Annotated in this window: 14 protein-coding genes; 7 read left to right on the plus strand and 7 right to left on the minus strand. The window is 63.3% G+C overall.

What is annotated here, in order from left to right; all coding sequences use genetic code 11:
- Positions 1-2 precede the first annotated feature (2 nt).
- Entirely contained in the window at positions 3-500 is a 498-nt protein-coding gene (locus F4827_RS19865) for a YbaK/EbsC family protein (protein WP_183726227.1), read from the minus strand.
- A gap of 143 nt (positions 501-643) precedes the next feature.
- Here F4827_RS19865 and F4827_RS19870 point away from each other — a divergent pair, with 143 nt between their 5' ends.
- The gene (locus F4827_RS19870; protein WP_183726229.1) at positions 644-2,038 is read left to right on the plus strand and encodes a 3-deoxy-D-arabino-heptulosonate 7-phosphate synthase; all 1,395 of its coding nucleotides are present in this window, start codon (positions 644-646) and stop codon (positions 2,036-2,038) included.
- A 100-nt stretch (positions 2,039-2,138) separates the two neighbouring features.
- On the opposite strand, the gene F4827_RS19875 is transcribed toward F4827_RS19870, so the two are convergent.
- Positions 2,139-2,492, minus strand: a complete 354-nt coding sequence (locus F4827_RS19875) for a hypothetical protein (protein ID WP_183726231.1) — start codon at positions 2,490-2,492, stop codon at positions 2,139-2,141.
- Between the two features lie 787 nt (positions 2,493-3,279).
- On the opposite strand from F4827_RS19875, the gene F4827_RS19880 reads away from it, so the two are divergent.
- On the plus strand, positions 3,280-4,692 hold the full coding sequence (locus F4827_RS19880; protein WP_260175311.1) for an undecaprenyl-phosphate glucose phosphotransferase: 1,413 nt from the start codon (positions 3,280-3,282) through the stop codon (positions 4,690-4,692).
- Between the two features lie 113 nt (positions 4,693-4,805).
- Here the strand turns inward: F4827_RS19880 and F4827_RS19885 are convergent, their stop codons facing one another.
- From F4827_RS19885 to F4827_RS19905, 5 genes are all read right to left on the minus strand, one after another.
- Positions 4,806-5,618, minus strand: coding sequence for a WecB/TagA/CpsF family glycosyltransferase (locus tag F4827_RS19885; protein ID WP_183726233.1), 813 nt, complete (start codon positions 5,616-5,618; stop codon positions 4,806-4,808).
- Between the two features lie 667 nt (positions 5,619-6,285).
- Complete coding sequence (locus tag F4827_RS19890; protein WP_311673925.1) at positions 6,286-7,638, minus strand: oligosaccharide flippase family protein; 1,353 nt, start codon at positions 7,636-7,638, stop codon at positions 6,286-6,288.
- Between the two features lie 61 nt (positions 7,639-7,699).
- A complete protein-coding gene (locus tag F4827_RS19895; protein WP_260175312.1) occupies positions 7,700-9,421 on the minus strand; it encodes a glycoside hydrolase family 44 protein in 1,722 nt (573 codons plus the stop codon).
- The gene (locus F4827_RS19900) at positions 9,345-10,655 is read right to left on the minus strand and encodes a hypothetical protein (RefSeq protein ID WP_183726235.1); all 1,311 of its coding nucleotides are present in this window, start codon (positions 10,653-10,655) and stop codon (positions 9,345-9,347) included. The genes F4827_RS19895 and F4827_RS19900 overlap by 77 nt, the downstream gene beginning before the upstream one ends.
- 49 nt (positions 10,656-10,704) lie before the next feature.
- Entirely contained in the window at positions 10,705-11,445 is a 741-nt protein-coding gene (locus F4827_RS19905) for a polysaccharide biosynthesis/export family protein (RefSeq protein WP_183726237.1), read from the minus strand.
- Positions 11,446-11,675: 230 nt separating this feature from the next.
- Here F4827_RS19905 and F4827_RS19910 point away from each other — a divergent pair, with 230 nt between their 5' ends.
- The 5 genes from F4827_RS19910 (at position 11,676) to F4827_RS19930 (ending at position 18,235) form a co-directional block, all read left to right on the plus strand.
- Positions 11,676-13,817: a hypothetical protein gene (locus F4827_RS19910; protein WP_183726239.1), complete on the plus strand. Its 2,142-nt coding sequence runs from the start codon at positions 11,676-11,678 to the stop codon at positions 13,815-13,817.
- A 24-nt stretch (positions 13,818-13,841) separates the two neighbouring features.
- Positions 13,842-14,825 carry a DUF6492 family protein gene (locus F4827_RS19915; protein ID WP_183726241.1) on the plus strand — a complete coding sequence of 328 codons (984 nt, stop codon included), beginning with the start codon at positions 13,842-13,844 and terminating at the stop codon, positions 14,823-14,825.
- A 278-nt stretch (positions 14,826-15,103) separates the two neighbouring features.
- The gene (locus F4827_RS19920; RefSeq protein ID WP_221303734.1) at positions 15,104-16,318 is read left to right on the plus strand and encodes an Ig-like domain-containing protein; all 1,215 of its coding nucleotides are present in this window, start codon (positions 15,104-15,106) and stop codon (positions 16,316-16,318) included.
- Between the two features lie 84 nt (positions 16,319-16,402).
- Entirely contained in the window at positions 16,403-17,236 is an 834-nt protein-coding gene (locus F4827_RS19925) for a Sir2 family NAD-dependent protein deacetylase (protein ID WP_260175313.1), read from the plus strand.
- A gap of 255 nt (positions 17,237-17,491) precedes the next feature.
- Positions 17,492-18,235 carry a type IV toxin-antitoxin system AbiEi family antitoxin domain-containing protein gene (locus F4827_RS19930; RefSeq protein WP_183726245.1) on the plus strand — a complete coding sequence of 248 codons (744 nt, stop codon included), beginning with the start codon at positions 17,492-17,494 and terminating at the stop codon, positions 18,233-18,235.
- Positions 18,236-18,278: the final 43 nt, after the last annotated feature.

Below are 18,278 nucleotides of genomic sequence, written 5' to 3' on the forward strand. Positions count from 1 at the left end.
ACTCAAGGCTCTCGCGCCGGCACGTCGACCCAGCGGATCGCGTGCCCGACTCGCTGGCAAAAGGCCTCCAGCGTGCGCCGCGTGAGCGACACGGTCACCGCATTGTCGAGCGGATGAAACAGCACACGCTCCTCGGCCTGCAGGGCCGTGTCGATCACCAGCGCGATCTCCTCCTCCGTATCGTTGGCGAGGGCAAGCGGGCTGAGCGCGCCCGACCATGTGCCGAGCTTCGCCTCCAGCTGAACGGCATCGGCAAACGACAGCCGCGAGGATTCCAGATGCCGCGCCAAAGCCTTCAAATCGACGCTTTTGCTTGCGGGCACAACGAGCAGATACAAGCCGTTTCGATCGCGGATCAGCAGGTTTTTGCAGATCGCCCCGACAAGCCCCGACTCCAGCGCATGGAATTCGTCGACGCTGAGCACCGCGCGATGCGTGCGCAGTTCGATCGGGTCGCCACAGGTATTGAGCAGGTCGAGCAGGTCCGCGGTGTTCAACATCGATGAAGTCGCTCCAGGTTGGCGCGCCGCATCTGCGGTAACCTTGAAAGCGGGCGCAGATTCAGCCGCTTGAATCTTGCAATTCTTATACCATCGTTGCATCGCCGGCTTCGCCATATGCCGGAATTTACGTGCGCACCCGCATGACGCTGCCTCCGCCGCCTCTGTTGCTCGCCGAAACGCTGCTCCGAGTCAAGCGGCGCTATCGCCTGCCGCCGCTCGCCACGCCCGCGTCGCTGACCGAAGCCGACACCCCGGCCACGAGGCTCGCCGTCGCCATCGAAGCGGCCCGTAAGGCGGTAGCCAGCGCCCATGTGCCGGAGGCGGCGCTCGAACGCCTGTTCGTCGACGCGCTCGCGCAGACGATCCGCCAGGCGATGCGCGAAGAAGGCGGCGACGCCATGCTGCAAGCCACCGTGCTGCGCCACCGCGAGGCGCAAGTGCGCGAATACGCGGAACTCGCCGCCAGCGCCGACCAGGATCGGCGCACGATTCATGCGTCGGTCAATGCGATCGCCCATCCGGCCAAGCTGGAGCGCCAGCCTCCGGGCGCGCAGCGCGAGGCGCTCACGCGTCTGCAGGCGGCGGCATCGGCCGCTGCGTGGTCCGATCTGAAGCGTGAACTGGACGCGCTGCACGCAAGCCCCGAAATCGCGGCATCGCCTGCGCTCGCGCGCGACATCGCCAAACTTGCGGCACAACCCGCGCTCGCCCATCTGTTGCGGCTCGATACTCTCGCCGCCAACGAGCGCGTGCGCCAGTACCGCGCCTTGCTCGATCGCAACGGCCCACGGCCCGGCAGCGCGCAGGCCATCGCGCAAGGCACGCGTTCGCAGCAGCGCGGCGCCGCGGTCGAGATGCTCGCCATGCAGGCGCTCGACGCGTTGGCCCAGCGCATGAACGCCGCCGCCCCGGCCGGGCCGCCCTGGCGCGTGGTGAGCTCGATGCGCGTGCCCTCCGCCATTCCCGGCAGCCACGAACGCGCCAAGACCGAATGGGACGCCGTGCTGCTCGAACGCGCCCCGGCCGCCGCCGCTCACGGGGGCGAAGAAGTCTGGAACATCCGCCTGCTGCTGGAAGCCAAGGCGTCGGTCGATGCTGCCACGACCGATCTGCCTCGTCTGCTGCGCGGCCTGCGTCTGCTCGCGCACGCCGATGTCGACCGGATCTATGGATTCGAAACGCAGCAAGGCCACGTGAAACTGAGCGGAGCGTCGCTGCACGCGCTATCGACCGACGACGACGCCTTGCGCCATGCCGTGCTGTACTGCTGCGACGCGCCCGCGGAAACGCCGGCGCGCCTGCTGGGCGCCGCCAGCCGAATGCAGCTTTTATCGGCCCATCCAAGCGTCGGTTACGCGAACGCACTGGCCGAGCATCGCAGCGCCAACGCCCACGCGCTCGCACCCATCTGGCAGGCGCTGCTGGAGTCGCCGCACTGGCATTCGGTACTGCATCAATATCCGATGCTGGGTCAGGTTCGCGACCTCATGGTCCATACCGACGATCTGATGGCAGCGATCCGCTCATTGCCCTAGGTGCGTTTCATACAGGAATACGAAACATGGCAAGCCCGCCAGTTTCAATCAGGCTTTATTGATATTGAAGCGCGAACCCTTCGCCTGATTGACCCGGCAATCAGTTACAGCCCATTACCGTGCAATAGTGGGTATAAACCACGCCATTGCCAGCCATGCCTGAAATCGTGCGCGTGCCGTTGCCGTAATCGGTGATGGTTTCGTTCCAGTTGGCGCCATCCGGTGTCACGCCGCTCAGGAATGTGGTGCTGCCGGCAGTGGTCGGAATGCCGTCGGACTGGGCGCCCGTCCTCGGCGGCTTTTCGTTGACTGGCGTGGTATTGCCGAAATGCTGCACCGTGTAATTATTGCCGGATTCGTCGACGCAATCCTGAATCACGCGGTTGCCCGAGCAAACAGCGGACGTCTCGGGCGCAGCGGCGTTCGCCGTTGAAGCGCAGGCCATGGCGGCCATGCAAAGACTCAGTGCGATACGCTTCAATTACGGCTCCGGCGAAGGGGCGCGGCAACAGGGTGGGCCGCGGATGATTCAGATGCTCGACGCCTCTAATAACGGCGCGTTGCATTGTAACTTGAGCCCTTTTTGACGGGCACCCTGGTGGCCTCCTGCGCGTCTGGCGCATCTGCATTCCGGCGCAAATCCATTCGTCGGAATAAAACACTTTGGATTCGAAAGAAAAACGTTTGCGCATGCCTGAATGAATAAATGATTCGCCCCAAACCGCGCAGGTTTTTCAAAAAAACGACACGCGCCCATTCCGATTTCCACGCGCTGAAATTACGCACGGTGACGCGTCGTGACGAATTGGATACACATACCAGTCTTTTTATCGAAGCCTCCAATTGAGCTAAGCAAAACACATAAGTCGCTGGTAAGATGAGCGCGAATATTGGATGGCAGCGTGCTGCTCCGGAATATCGGCCCGAATCCAGACCGCTCGGGTTGCCGGATAGAACAGCATGCGCCATCGGCCATCGGGGAAAGGCCATCCGCCCGTATGGGAGAACACAAGGCGCACCATCAAGAAGAGTGCGCCCGTTCGCACCATACATCCGAGCGCAAGTCGTTCAGGCTCAAGCCGTGTCGTGCAGGCGAAACGCCCTGCCACCGCTTGCGGCTTCTGGCGATTGCTTCGCGCAGACGTACTCCCCATGCACCACTTGAGCCCCGGCTGCGTTTTCGTTGCCGGGCCCGATGAACGCTGTCGAGTCGTTAGCTGCACGAACCAGCCGAAGCTGCCATGTCCACCCAGTCTAGCCACCATCATCGCCTCTTCATGGCGCTGGCCGGCGGCCTAAGCGCGACCCTCAATGCGGGCGCCTTGCTCGCCTTGTTGCCGCCGCACATTGCTGGCGGCGAGCTGCTTTATTTGCGCGTGCTTGCGGGCCTGCTGGCCGTTGTTGCGTTTATTCTGTTCGCGCGCTTTCATCTGCTGTCCAGCGCGCGCGATCTGTGGTGGATGCTCGGCCGCGGCGCACTGCGCTGGACGCGCCTGTTCGCGGCAATCGCGTTGCTTGCGCTTCTTGCGCGCCCGGGCGGCGAAAACGGTCTCGTGCTGCTCGCCAAATGGGCGGTGATTGCGTTGCCCCTGCAACTGGTCGGTCTCGCGGTGCTGCGCGGCGTGGCCCACAGCATCAACAATGCGCCCGGCAACCAGCGCGACGCCGTGTTCTTCGGCATGGGCAGCGAAGCGCGCAAGCTGAACCTGCGCCTGCGCCGCTCGCCGATTCTCGGCGTGCGCGTAATCGGCTATTACAACGACGCGCCCGTGGTGCCGCGCGCCGGCGAAACGCTGCCGCCGTATCTGGGCCGCTTCGCCGACGCCACCGCCCGCATCCAGGCCAACGATTTCGAAGTGGTATTTATCGCCACCGGCAAGCTCGACGCCGAAAACATCACCAACGAGATCGTCCAGCAACTTTACGATTCGACGGCGGCGATCTACTTCGTGCCCGAATCGCGCTTTGTCGAAGATCTCGCGACGTACAGCACGGATCTGGCGGGCGTACCGCTGCTCGCCCTGCACGACATGCCGATCCTCGGCCTCTCGCGCCTGCTCAAGCGCGCGGTCGACCTCATCGGCGCCTTCGTCATGTTGCTGTTGCTCTCGCCGGTCATGATCGTCATCGCGATCCTGATCCGCCTCGATTCGCCGGGCCCGATCCTGTTCCGTCAGTTGCGCTACGGCGAACGCGGCGAGCCGATCGTGGTGCACAAGTTCCGCTCGATGCGCGCCTTCACGCACGACGAAGAAGCGGCCAACCAGGGGGTTGTGCAGCAGGCCGTCGCGGGCGACGACCGTATCACCTCGGTCGGCCGGTTTCTGCGCCGCAGCTCGCTGGACGAGCTGCCGCAATTCCTCAACGTGCTGGGCGGTTCGATGAGTCTGGTGGGCCCGCGCCCGCATGCGGCCGAGCACAACGAACTGTATCGACGCCTGATTCCCGGCTATATGCTGCGCCATAGCGTCAAGCCTGGCATCACCGGCTGGGCGCAGATCAATGGCCTGCGCGGCATCACCGATACGCCCGACAAGATGCAGCGCCGCGTCGAATACGACCGTTACTACATCACGCACTGGTCGCTGTGGCTCGATCTGCAGATCCTGATGCGCACGATTCCCGAGATCATCTCCGGACGCAACGCCATCTGACGAACGGAACGAGGCCTTAAATTCGGCCTCAAACACGGCCTCAAATGCAAAACGCCGGTCCCTGAAAAGGCACCGGCGTTTTTTTGTGAGCAGTTTTTTGGAGCGACCCGCGATTACGAACGGCTCAGACGCCATTGACGCCAGCAGATGCGGAGAAAGCGGCGGTCGTCGACCAGATAGCGGCGCCACAGACGCGCCGGGTCCTGCAGGATACGCCAGCACCATTCGACGCCCGTACGCTGCATCCAGACCGGTGCGCGCCTTTGCAGACCAGCGGCGAATTCGATCGCCGCGCCTGCGCACAGCATCAGGCCGCCCGGCATCGACGCCGCGTGACGCAGGGCCCAACGCTCCTGCTTCGGCATGCCGATGCACACGAAAATGATATCGGGCGCCATCTCGCGCACCCGTTGTGCGATCGCATCGCCTTCTGCGCCAGTCGGATCGAAATTCATCGACGGCGCGATGACTTCCATTTCGAGGCCCGGATAATGCGCGGCGATACCGTCGATCAGCGTCTGCTCGTGACCGGGCATACCACCTACGACGACGACTTTCCAGCCATTCACGCGCGCACGTTCGCACAAGCCCGGCAGCAGGTCCGCACCCGTCACGCGGCCCGGCAACGGCATGCCGAACATGCGGCTCGCCCACACCACGGGCATGCCGTCGGCGAACAGAAAGTCGGCGGTACGATACAGCGTCTTGAGTTCGGGTTGCCGGTCGAGCCGCACGAGGTGGTCGACATTCGGCGTCACCGCCACGCGCGCGCGGCCATCGCGTTTGAGCGCAGCCTCACACAGCACGTCGAGCGCGGTGTCGAACGAAACCGCAGCGATATCGAGTCCGAACAACGCGATACTGGGCAGGCAACCCGCCCGCGCGGCCGCCTCGGGCGCCGCCGTCTGATAGAGCGCAGTGCTCATTGTTTTTGCAACCCCGACTTCCCGCCTGGATGCGACGCGCACGCGCGCCCGCCAAGCGGGCTCACGACTTGAGGCGCGATTCGTCCGACGTGATGTTGTTTGGTCTCCTGGCGATGCCAAGAAGCGTCTGGTTTTTATTCGCAGAAAATCTGCAAACGAATAGTACCAGCGCATCTCAAAATACGCGCGGCCTGTCGTGTTTTTTCAACGACAAACTCAAAAGAAATGATCGGCGCGCGCGATGAAACATGACGGGACATATTTCAATTCGTCAGATGAAACACAAGAAGCGCCCAGCAATCGTTCTGTGCTCGCAACGGTAAATACGCAAAAACCCCTGAAAAACCAGTGTAACCGTCGTATGCGCAGCACGAATCGGCTAACGTCGCAGCGGTCGGGAAATGTACTGAAAGGGAATTTCCTTATAGCGTCGGCAACACGCAAACGATTGGCGCGATTTAAAACACGGAGCGGCGCGAGGCGAGTCCGGCAATATCGACCGAGTCGCTTTAATATCCGAAGAAAATAAACTCGCTAACGTTTGCGCGCGCAATAAATCCGCTGTTTTTCTTTTGCGCGCACTTCAATTGTCGCCCCGTTTCGCGGCGCGACAAATCGGGACATAGCGCGATGCAGCGCCCGATTGCACCGCTACTCCGGCAACCGATCAGGGGTTGATGGCGGGTTTCAGCCGGGCGCTGAGCTTGCGCCACAGCGCCGCAAGCGGCGCGACACCCAGCAGCCGGTGTGCGGCCCATGCGGCGATCGCGCCATTGACGGCGAGCGCAAGCGACGCTGCAGCCGCCGCGCCCACGCCGCCGCCCAGCGGCGCGAGCACCGCAAGACCTATCAGTAGCACCGCCACCGAATAGATGTTGATGCGGTACAGCACGGACGTGTGCGCCGTCATGCCGAGCAACTCGGGCATCGCGGTGAAGCAGGCCGCCGCCAGTTGGCCGAGTGCGAGCACGCGCAGCGCGCTGGCGCCCGCGCCGTAACCTGCGCCGAACAGCGCAAGCAGGCGCTCCGGAAACACCAGCATGCAGGCCGTGAACGGCAACGCGAGGCACAGCACGATCCCCACCGCCTGCGCCGCGCTACGCTGCAGGCCTTCGATATCGTGGCGCGCGTAGAGGCTCGCGAAGCGGGGCGCAGCCATGCCCGTCACGCCGCTGATCAACAGGTTGACGACCAGCGCGAGCCGCCATGCGAGTGAGAACAGCCCCGTCTCGCGTGACGTCGCGACGATGCCCAGCACGATGGCGGGTGCGGACGTGATCAACAGCTTGGTGAATTCCAGTGCAAACAGCGACAGCCCTGGCTTGACGAGGTGCGCAGCATCGCTGGCCGATACGCTGCCCGCGGGCACGACAGCAAGCGCGCGCTTGAGCAGCACCGCCCCCACCAGCGCAGTCAAGGCAAAGCTGGCCGCAATCAACATCAGTGCGTGCGCAACGTTCAAGACGCCCAGAAGTTGAAGCGGAATTGCCACCACGCAGAAAATCGCCGGCCACAGCCACGAATAGATCATCTGGCTCAAGCCCACGCGCTGCAGCCCCGCCAGCGCTCCGGCAAACGCACCGCCCACGTTTTGCGGCACGAACACCAGCGAGCCCAGCACGAGCGGCCAGGCCAGATCGGGCTTCTTCAGCACATGCTGCGCGAGCAGCGCTGAGCTTGCCGCCAGCAACACCGACACGGCCACCGACGCCAGCACGATCAGCGTCAGCGCCCGGCGGATCGCGGGACGCACGGCGTGAGCGCGGCCCGATGCCATGTCCATGGCGATCTGGCGCGTGAGCGCCTGATCGATGCTCAGACGCCCGAAACCCGCCAGCGCCACCATCGTGCTGAACACGATATAGAAGTTGCCGGCCTGGGTCACACCCAGCGCGGCGGCGACCAGCAGATGGAAACCGTAGCGGCTGGGCAGGTCCATCAGCCGCACGCCCAGGCTGATCAGCGAGCCGCGGACGATCGAAGCGCCGCTCGATGCGGGCGCGGTTTGGATGTCGCTCACGTGCGGTTTTTCCGGTGGCAAGGATCGTAAAAGGTCAAAGTGAACAGGCAGGAACAGAACATCAGGACGCCGCGCCGCTCAGCACGAATAGGGTCACGCTTTGCGGCGGCAGCGTCGCGTGCAGCATGCCATGGGTGTAATTCACGTCCTGCCCGCGCGCGAGCTGGTTGTTCGCGAGCTGCCAGCTCTGCGCCACGCCGTTTGCCGCGAAGTGAGCGATCGAAATCGCGGTTTCGGCGGAATGATCCAGTTGCTTGTTGACGACGACCAGGGTGAGCGCGTGATCGCTGCGCAAGGCCGCGAACGCCGCGACCGTATCCGGGTCGGGCACGTTTGCGGCAACGCTGGTCGCGCCAAACGCCCCGCCCTTGCCGTCATAGTTGCGATAGAGCTTGATCGCCTTGTAGACCGGCATCGACGCATCGATCGTGCCCCAGCGCGTGGCGATATCGAGCCCTTCGCGCCCGAAGATGCCGAGCAGATCCGCTTGCGCGGTCGCACCGCTCATGAGGGTCTCGCCGCCCCAGTTGTATTCGGTCAGCGCGATCGGCGTGCCTGGGTAGTAGTACGTATCGACCCAATGGCGCATCAGCGGAATCAAGGCCACGACGCTGTTGATCCACGTGGGGTCCGTGTAGTGCGGGTCCCATAGATCGCGCGTCGAACGGTTTCGCCTGAGCGCGAGCTCGTTCGCATCCGGCGACGCGTTGGCACCGTTGCCATCCGCGTATTCGCCGCCTTGTGGATAAAAGTGCAGGCTGAATACATCGACGGGATGCCCTGCCGCCTTCCATTGCGACAGCAGCCACGGCACATAGTCCATGCCCTGGGTCTCGTTTTCGCGGTCGGGCGCGTGATCGTAACCGTGCGCGGCGGCATTCTGCTGATCGAAACCGCTATGGAAGTAGCCGGCCCAGCCCCACTCCTCCGGCGCCAGCACCTTCGCATGCGGGTCAGCCGCCTTCACGGCACGCGAATATGTCACGACCTTGTCGGCGACTTCACGCGCGTGCGCGCCCGTCGGATGCACGTCGCGATGGACCTCGTGCCAAAGGCTGGGCTCGTTATCCATCGCGTAATAACGCACGCCGCCCGCATTGGCGCTACCAAATTGCGCGACCAGCGCGGCCACGCGCGCCTGCTCATTCTGCGCATCGTCGGGCACGGTTGCGTCGTTGGGATCGTTGCCCGTGATCGGCACGTCGCCCATGGCCATGCCATTGCCCGCGTCGGTCAGGCCGTCGACGTCGTGGTTGGGCTGCGGACCATATCTGGCAATCGAGAAGCTCGCCAGCGACTGACGCTGCGGGCCGAGTTTCGCCACCCGTCCGAGCATCGGAATGGTCACGATGGGCGTGGCGCCGCCCGCCTGGGTCAGCGTCACGAAGCGATCGCCGAACTGGTCGTTGATATCGGTCGTGCTCACGCCGACGCTTTCGAAATACCAGTCCTTGCCCGCATTGCGCGCGTCGAGCCGCCAGTTATAGGCCGACGCGCTATTGCCGCCCGAACGGTTGATCGGCACGCGCAGATCGCGCAGCGTTGCCGTGTTACCAAAGTTGATGCCGTAGATCAGCGGGCTGATGGGATGGCGGTTCGCCGCCGCATCCACGGCAATGGCGACCGGCGCAGTGCCGGAGGTCGCTTCGGTGCACGAGGCCAGGCCCGCAATCAGCAACGCGGCCGCGAGCGGCGCGATGAGGGTTCTAGGGCGTCGCGTGCGCGGCATGGTCGCTCCGGGAATCGGCGTCATGAACAGGAATGGCTTGATCGCCGTCTTCATTCAGATTGCCCGCGTGCCAGACATAGACGAATACCGCGAGAATCACCGCGGTTTCGCCAGGCGTGAGCGTGGGCGGATAGAAGAACGAAATCACCAGGATATAGATGAGGTAATCGAACAGCGCGCCGAGAAAATCGTCCTCCACCTTCGCGCGCAGACGCCGGTAGAGCAAGAGTCCGCGCAGCTGGAACAACAGCAGGATCGCCGCGCCGATAACGCCGTACTCGAACACGATGCCCAGCCACGTGATGTCGGCCAGAAAAAAGAAATGGTGAAAATAGTCGATCAGGCTGTCGCTGCTCGTGGGGCTGATGGTGCCCACGCCAAACAGCCAGCGCAGGGGATCGCTGCCGAGAAAACCCGAAGCGAGCTGGATCGAAATACGCCGTGTGTCGAAGCCGTTTTCCGAACTCAGATTGAAGGTGGTCGCCAGATAGCCCGCCGAGAAAACGCCCACGAGCGCGAACGGCGCGCACACCAGCAGGCCAAGACGCGCCATCGGCCGCGCCCAGACGAAGGCATTGATGAGCAGCACGCCCATGATGCCGATAATCATCGCGCGCGTTTTGACGATCAGCAGCGTCACGGCGAACGCCACTGCCACGCCGAAAAAATAACCCAGATGCCGCTCGAAGAATGTGCGCCGGTAGCAGAAAAACAGCAGGATGATCGGGAAGTACATCGACATGCGAATGCGATGCCCGCGCGAATCGTTGGTGAAAAAGGACGCCTGCCCGACCACATAGCTGCCGCTGTACCAGCTGTCGGGCACGATGGCCGCCATCACGATCAGCGCGCAGATCACGATCACGCCCGCGACGATGAAACTGCGTTCGAGTTCGTGCAGCGTCGGTTCGAGTGTCAGCAGCAGCGCGAGGAAGGAAAAAAAATACAGTAAGGGCAGGAGTTTCACCTGCGCGGTAATACTGGTGAAAAAGCCTTCGTGGAAATAAAACATCGCGGCGAAACTCGGAAACAGCACGAGCCACGCGAAGCTGATGAGAATCTGCCGTGTCACCGGAAAGCGCGGATAGCCCGCAAGCCGGAAAGCGGCGGGCAGCGACAGGACCGGAAACGCCTTCGACAATGCCCACAACGGCGCGAGCGCGCTGATGTAGTGGAAGGTCTGGCCGAACAGCGGCAGCAGCGCGAGCAGCCATAGCATGACGCGCGCTCTCGCCGGTTCGGCGGAAAAGACCGGGGAGAGCGCGGCCTTCGAAGAGGCGGTTTCCATTTCGTACAAGGTGTTCTGCCCGGGAATGCTTACTGTCCCCTCGATACCGTCAATACAGAACGTGATTGTTCGTGATGGAGTAGTCGAGGCTGCGATTGAACGGCAACACCTTGTCGATGTACTGATCGACCCACTGATCGACTTCGGCGATCGACGACTTCGGCACGAAGATCGTGTCCGACGACTGCAGCACGACGTCCTGATTCGAATCGCCCTGATGCGTGAGCGAATCCAGGTTGATCGTGTGCAGCATCGGGCGCCCGTCCGGGCTGCGGCGGATCAGCACGACTTCATTGGTGCGCGCCGTGTCGAGCAATCCTTGCGCGGCGATTACAGCCTGCAGCACGCTCATGCCCGGACGCAATTCGACTTCGCCGGGTTTGCCCACCTGCCCGCCCACATAGATGTGCGAGGAGGTCTGCGTGATGGCCACCGCGGCGTGCGCATTGCCTGTGACGCCGTTGGCGGCGAGCGCCTTGTTGATGTTTTCGCCGAGTTGCGCGACCGACAGGCCCGCGGCCGGCATCGTGCCCGCGAACGGCATCGTCAGCGTGCCGTCCGGCGCGACCGGGCCGCGATAGTTGAGCTCGCCATTGAACGGCAGCAAGACGGAAAGTTCGTCGCCGGGCTGAATGCGGTAGACGGAAGGGGTCGAATCGACCCATTTGGCGAAGCTGGCGCGCTGCTGGTATTGAGGCTGCACCCACGTCTGGGAACAGGCGGTCAGCGTCAGCAGCACCAGAGCAAGAGCCGGGCGAAAAGTCTTCATCGAGCGTGTAGTGCGTGTCATGGATGGCGCTGACTGGCGATTCCCGCGGCGCAAACGATCAAGATCGGATCGACGCCGAAAAGTGTCATCAGGGAACGACAGGGACCGCCCTAAATTTATAGAAATGCAGGCTGAGGCATGTTTTCTTACGTATTATATGCGCCTTCGGTATCTAACTTGTGGGCCGGGAACCACAGCACATGGTTATTACAACTAGAACCAGGCCTGAGCGCACTGCTGCAGTTGTTGATTTGACGATCCGGGATTATCTCAACACCTTTTTTTATTACCGCAAGATTGCAGCAGCGGTATTTCTTACCATTGTCACAATCGGGGTGGTGGTGGCACTGGTGGTGCCGATGCCCTATCGCGCTCAGGCGACGCTGCTCGTGCTGTTCGCCGGTTACTACGACCAGTCCAACAATACCAACGGTTCGGCGGGGCTCCAGCCCGCGGCCGGCCAGCTCGACAGTGTCGAAGCGCAGATCCTCAGCAGCCCTGAACTCCATCGCGACGTCATCATTTCGAAATTGGGGCCGAACGCAAGCGAGCGCGAAATCAACGCCCAACTGGGCGACTTCGAGCGTCGTCTGCACATCGAACAGAACGACCTCGCCAACACCATCCAGCTGAACTACTCGGACGCCGACCCGAAGGTCGCCGCCGATGCTCTCGCGCGCCTGCTCGACAAATACTTCCGCCGCCGCGCCACGATCTTTACCTCGGGTCGCGTCGACTTCCTGACCGGCGAGCGCGACGACGTCAAGGCCCAGCTCGATCGCGCCAACGCCGACCTGCTTACGTTCCAGAAACAACACGGCATTGTCGATGTCGACGACCAGATCTCGCGCGCGGTGCAGCTCGAAAGCCAGCTCGTCCAGCACAAACTGGATAACGACACAAAACTCGCGCAGGACAGGGGCGAGCTGCAATCCATGCAGGCTTCGTCCAAGGGCGTGCACGCGACCATCCCGATCTACACCGACGATTCCGAAGCCGCGCACGCGCTGGATACGATGCAGCTTTCGCTGATGCAACTGCAAACGCGCCGCGCCGATTTCGCCGCGCGCTATCTGCCGAACTCGCCGTTCGTGCAGCAGCTCGACCAGCAGGTCAACGACATGCGCGCCAATATCGCGCGCCAGAAGCAGGAAATGACCACGACCACGCGGCTGGGTCACAACGACTATTACGACGTGGTGCAGGGCAAACTGTCCTCGTTGAATGCGAGCATTGCGGGCGAACTCGCGCTGCAGCACGCGCTCGACCAGCAGATCAGCGACGCACGCACGCGCCTGAAAAACCTCAGCGATATTTCGAGCCAGATGCGCCAGTTGCTGTCCAACCGCGACATCCTCGCGGACAGCTTCAAGGACCGTTCGCGCCAGGTGGAGCAGGCAAAGATCCAGCAGGGCCAGGTCAGCCAGGTCAACAGCACCAACGTGCGCGTGATCCAGGCGCCGTTCCCGCCATCGGTGCGCAGCATTCCGGCCAGCCTGATCGTCATGTCGGCGGTGGCCGCGGGCCTGGTGATCTCGGCGCTCGTCGTGCTGGTGCTTGCCAGCACGCGCGAAACCTTCCTGAGCCCGGAGCAGGTCGAGCGCTCGCTGTTGCTGCCGGTGCTGGCCGCGCCGCTCATGCTCAGCGGCACAACCGCTACCCGCCGGGGCGCCGGCGCGCCAGGCCTCGCGACGGTCGAGCCGCCGGTCAGGAGCCGCCCCATGCATCTGGCCTACGGCCGCATGATCGCCGCGATCAACGCGAGCACCGACGCGAATTCGAAGATCGTCATGGCGCTGTCCTTCAGCAAGAACGATGGACTGCAGGCCGTGATCCGCGGCCTCACCGCCGAACTGGAACACCGTTCGGCCAGGCCCGTGCTGGTACTCGACATGGCTTCCGCGCCAGACGCGACGCCGCTCTATGGCCAGCCCGACGAGCAAGGCCTGCTGGGCTGGCCGGGTCACGCCGCCGCGCGCGATCGCGCCGCGAACGCCAGCGCCGATAGCACCGATAGCGCGGCCGGGTCGCACGCCCTGAGCACGGACGGCCTGATTTACGAGCGCGTCGACGGCCACAATATCGTGGTGGCGCGCCCGCGCAGCGGCATGTTCCCCGCCTCGTGGCAGCAGACCCGCGAACTGTTCGACGCGCTGCGCGCCAGGCATGACTACATCGTGCTGCACGCGCCGCCCGCGAGCCAGTCGTTCGCCGGCATCGAAAACGCGGCGCTGGCCGATGCCACCATCATGGCCGTGCGCGCCGAATCGACCCGCAAGCCCGTGGCGCTGGGCCTGAAAACGCAGGTGCTGGATGCGGGCGGCCGACTGGTGGGTCTCGCGCTCACGCATCGTCGCGGCTATATTCCCGACCTCATCTACCGCTTCTTCTAAATACCGGCGCCAGACCGGAACACCATGGACCAAATCAGCGCGATCCTGCCGATCAAGACCCGGGGGCGGCACTACGCCGACAACATCGGCCGCTGCGACATCCTGTTTTCGTCGCTACGCCACTTCACCACGCCCGCTACGTTTCATCGCATCGTGCTCGTCGTGCCGCACGAAGAAGTCGAGGAAGTCAAAGGCTATGCGAAGGCGTGGTCGGACTTCCCGATCGTGGTGATCGACGAATCGCTCCATATGGGCATCTTCGCGGAGTTCTCGCAGCGCCATCAGATCCGCAACTGGCACCGCCAGCAGATCATCAAGCTCAACGCGCCCGAGTGGATCGAGACTGAATATTTCATGGTGTTCGACCCGGACTGCTTCGCCACGCATGCGTTCACCGCACAGACGCTGGTGCCCGGCGGCCGCGCGCTCACGCATCGCGGCGCGCGCAGGCTTCACCCGGATATCTGGCAAGCGTCGGCCAGACTGCTCAATGTCGACCCCGGCCTCGACCTCGACGGCCTCTGGTGGACCCCGACCATGCTTTCGCGCACGCTCTGCCTGAAATTGCACGAGCGCCTCGCGCAGATCCACGGCACCGACTGGCGCCGCGTGCTGCTCGCCAACTATGCGGTGGACTGGACCGAATACACGCTGTACTGGCTCAACGCCTGCGAGCAAGGCCTGGTCGATCAATATCACACGTGGGCACAACCGGGCCAGCGTACGCTGCACGCTGCCGAAAGCGTCTGGTTCGCCAACGAAATGAAGGAATGGAACGCCGCGCAGCACTTCGCCGAAGACAGCGACGGCCTGTTTGCCGTGGTCCAGAGCAACACACGCATTCCGCTGGAGCAGGTCGTCGAGACGCTGTCCCCGTATTTCCCCATCAAGGTACAGCGCTACGAGCGGCACTTCGATGCGGCGCTCAAGGGCGCGGAACTCTACTCCGCGATTGCGCGGCGCGGGCTCAAACTGCTCAACAAACTGCGCGGCAGAGTGACCGCTTAAGCGTCAACCGATGCGGGCAATTGCTGCGTATGACGCTTTGTGCGACGCTTCGTGCGACGCTTTGCCCCTCAATTTTTCCGCCCTTCGTCCGATAAGACGAAAGCAGGCGCATTGCTATCCGATGGCGAACAAGTAAAAAATTCCGATCGATTTAATTGAAAAAACGATATTGGCTTTCAAAGCAAACGTTTGCCATTTAAATCAATCGAATCACCCGCCCATCGAATTCGCCGGAAACTGAAAGAAGCGGAAATATTGAAAGGAGCAGCAAAGCTTTGTTGGGATTTAAAACACGCCGCCATTATTCGATCGCGTTGGCAGGCGGCCTGGGCGCATTTCTGGCGCTTGTCGGCCTGGCTGGTTGTAGCGGCGGCTCGAACGCAGCCGTTCTCACATCGGGAGCCACGGCTACAGTGGCCGTCACCGGCATCACCCTCTCGCCCAGCACGCTTTCGCTCACCGTCGCGAAGTCGTCCACGTTGACGGCCAGCGTCCAGCCCGGCGACGCTACCGATTCCGCCCTCACCTGGAGCAGCAGCGATACCCGCATCGCGAACATAGCGAGCGGCGCCGTCACCTGCGCGGCAGCAGGCAGCGCGACGATCACGGCATCGGCCAGCAACGGGCAGCACGGCACCGCAAGCGTGACGTGCGTGAAGCCGTTCGCGGTCTACGAATTCCTCAAGCTGAAGTCGTATCAGGACGCAAGCGGCGTGTATACGATCTCGGATAGCTGGTTTCGCGGCCTGGGCATCACCCCGCTCGATCTGATCTACTCCAGCAAGCTGGTGACCTGCCCGCTCAGCAGTTGCACCGACGAATACATCGTCGATTCCAGCAAGATCGCCACGGCGGCTGCCAGCGCCGACCGCACCGGCAGCACGCCGGTCTCGCTCGATCTGGAAGTGTGGGATACCAGGCGCTTCTACCCCACGGCAGCGACAGGCAATGGCCAGAGCATCGTGCAGAATCTGAGCGCAGCGCTCACGGCGTTCAAGGCCGACAACCCCGGCGCCAGCGTGGGCCTCTACGCGGAAGTGCCGCAAAACACCTTCGGCTGGAGCGCAGCCACCACCGCAACCTATGACGCGCTCAATGCGCAATATGCATCGGTCGCGGCGCTGGTCGATTACTACAGTCCTTCGCTCTACAACTACGGCTACGACGGCACGGCCACCGGCGACGCGAACTGGAACAGCGCGGCGGTCTATGCCGTCGGCCAGTCGCACGCCTTCGACACGCTCAACGGCACATCGAAGAAAGTGCTGCCCTACATCACGCCGGTCTGGACCGATAGCCGCAGCGTGAGCGAGTTCCTCAGTTACGACCAGATGATGTATCGCCTCAAGGCGCTGCGAACCGCCGGCGCGGACGGTTGCATATTGTGGATTTCGAGCGGCCAGATCGATCCGTCCACAGGCAAGCTGCTCGTGATCGATACAAGCTCGGGCTGGTTCAAGGCGGTGCTCGATTTCATGGCCTCCGCCGCGTGAGTGAGCCTGAATCCGGACACGCAATGTCCTGATCCCCGTTCATACTGATCGAACCGCATCACGGCGATGCGCAACAGGACAGGTATGAGCGCACAACAGCAACACGCGATCGGGCAGGCCGCGCAATGGATCGGTGCAGCGGACGGCCTGCTCGTCACTGCGGGCGCAGGCATGGGCGTCGATTCGGGGCTGCCGGATTTCCGCGGCAACGAGGGCCTCTGGCGCGCCTACCCGGCGCTCAGGTCCGCCAGGCTCGCATTCGAATCGATTGCGAATCCCGCCGCGTTTCGCGCGAATGCGCAACTCGCCTGGGGCTTCTATGGGCATCGCCTCAAGCGCTATCGCGAGACGCAGCCGCATGGCGGTTTCGCGATCCTGCAACGCTGGGCGCGCGATCCCGAGCATGGCGCGTTCGTCTTCACCAGCAATGTCGATGGGCAGTTCCAGCGCGCCGGTTTCGACGCCCAGAGCATCGTCGAATACCACGGCTCGATCCATCATCTGCAGTGCTCAATACCCTGCTGCGAACACATCTGGCCCGCCGACGCCTTCGATCCGCAGATCGACGCCGTGGCGTGCCGGCTCGTGAGCGCCCTGCCGCGCTGCCCGCATTGCGGCGAGATGGCGCGGCCCAATGTGCTGATGTTCGGCGACGCGGCCTGGCTGCCTGAACGCACCGATGCGCAGCTTGAGCGCCTGCAGACATGGCTCGGCAAGGTGCGACGGCCCGTTGTGATCGAAATGGGTGCGGGCACCAGCCTGCCGACCGTGCGGCGCTTTAGTGAACGCCACGGGCCGCGCGTCATTCGCATCAATCCGCGCGAGCCGCAGATCGATCCTGCGAAAGGCGTCGGGATTCAAGGTGGCGCGCGGGAGGTGCTGGAAGCCATCGATGCGCTACGGGGTGCGCGCGTTTAGGGCATCGGAGACGGCCATCGACCGGTAGACTGGCGAGTCGCACTGACGAACTTCGCACGCAGATGAACGCCCTCCAGCCCGTCGCACGCGCCACCGGCGCGACTAACGGCGCGACTAACGGCGCGATCCCACCGCGTCGCGCGATTCATTCTTTTTTCTCACCAAATACAAATTTTACCGGGATCGACTAAAATAAATCATGCGCAACCGAGCCTCTGGCCTGCCGGTTCGCCTGCAAAAACCTCATTCGAACACATGGCCAGCAAGACACTTTTACGCCTCATGGAAGGCGTCCCGCGCGGGCAACCGCTCGACCCGCAGATGCTGCGCGATTGCGGCGTCAGCGCCCAGCAAACCACCTACTTCGTTAGCGCCGGCTGGCTGCAACGTCTCTCCAAAGGCGCGTATCTGCTCGCGGGCGACATGCCCACGCGTGCGGGAGTGCTCGCGTATCTGGGCCGCCACGTCAGCGGCCTGCATATCGGCGGCAAGACCGCGCTCGACTGGCAAGGCGGGCGGCTGAGCATCGACGCGCACGCGCGTTTCGCGCTCTGGGCCCAGCGCCCCTACGTCATGCCCGAATGGGCCGGCGCGCATCTGCCCCATACGCTGCAGACCACGCGTCTTTTCGACGACGCGTTGCCGCCCGGCCACGGCGTCGCGCCGCTGCCCAACCTCGATCCGTCGATTCTCGTTTCGCGGCCCGAGCGCGCGCTGCTCGAACTCGCGAGCGATATCGGCAAGCGCGGCGGCAAAGGTCAGGCGCTCGACGAGGCAATGGCCATCGCGGCAAGGCTGCACGACCTGCGGCCAGCAGTGCTCGACCGCCTGCTGACCCACTGCACGCGCGTGAAGGTCGTCAAACTCGTACGCGATCTGGGCGCGGCCAGCGGCCACGCATGGGGCCAGGATCTGCAACATCACGTCGACCGGCTCGGTCCCGGCAAACGCTGGTCGAGCAGCCGCAAGGGCGCGCCTGCCCTCAACCTCAAAGCCTGATCCCTGGCATCACTAACGAAGTGCGCCCGGCAAGCGTCCTTCG

Source organism: Paraburkholderia bannensis (genome assembly GCF_014200455.1).
Classification (GTDB): domain Bacteria; phylum Pseudomonadota; class Gammaproteobacteria; order Burkholderiales; family Burkholderiaceae; genus Paraburkholderia; species Paraburkholderia bannensis_A.

Coding starts and splice junctions, on each gene's coding strand:
- F4827_RS19865 (WP_183726227.1), bottom strand. CDS start 500: ATGTTGAACACCGCGGACCTGCTCGACCTGCTCAATACCTGTGGCGAC.
- F4827_RS19870 (WP_183726229.1), top strand. CDS start 644: ATGACGCTGCCTCCGCCGCCTCTGTTGCTCGCCGAAACGCTGCTCCGA.
- F4827_RS19875 (WP_183726231.1), bottom strand. CDS start 2,492: ATGGCCGCCATGGCCTGCGCTTCAACGGCGAACGCCGCTGCGCCCGAG.
- F4827_RS19880 (WP_260175311.1), top strand. CDS start 3,280: ATGTCCACCCAGTCTAGCCACCATCATCGCCTCTTCATGGCGCTGGCC.
- F4827_RS19885 (WP_183726233.1), bottom strand. CDS start 5,618: ATGAGCACTGCGCTCTATCAGACGGCGGCGCCCGAGGCGGCCGCGCGG.
- F4827_RS19895 (WP_260175312.1), bottom strand. CDS start 9,421: ATGAAGACGGCGATCAAGCCATTCCTGTTCATGACGCCGATTCCCGGA.
- F4827_RS19900 (WP_183726235.1), bottom strand. CDS start 10,655: ATGGAAACCGCCTCTTCGAAGGCCGCGCTCTCCCCGGTCTTTTCCGCC.
- F4827_RS19905 (WP_183726237.1), bottom strand. CDS start 11,445: ATGACACGCACTACACGCTCGATGAAGACTTTTCGCCCGGCTCTTGCT.
- F4827_RS19915 (WP_183726241.1), top strand. CDS start 13,842: ATGGACCAAATCAGCGCGATCCTGCCGATCAAGACCCGGGGGCGGCAC.
- F4827_RS19925 (WP_260175313.1), top strand. CDS start 16,403: ATGAGCGCACAACAGCAACACGCGATCGGGCAGGCCGCGCAATGGATC.
- F4827_RS19930 (WP_183726245.1), top strand. CDS start 17,492: ATGGCCAGCAAGACACTTTTACGCCTCATGGAAGGCGTCCCGCGCGGG.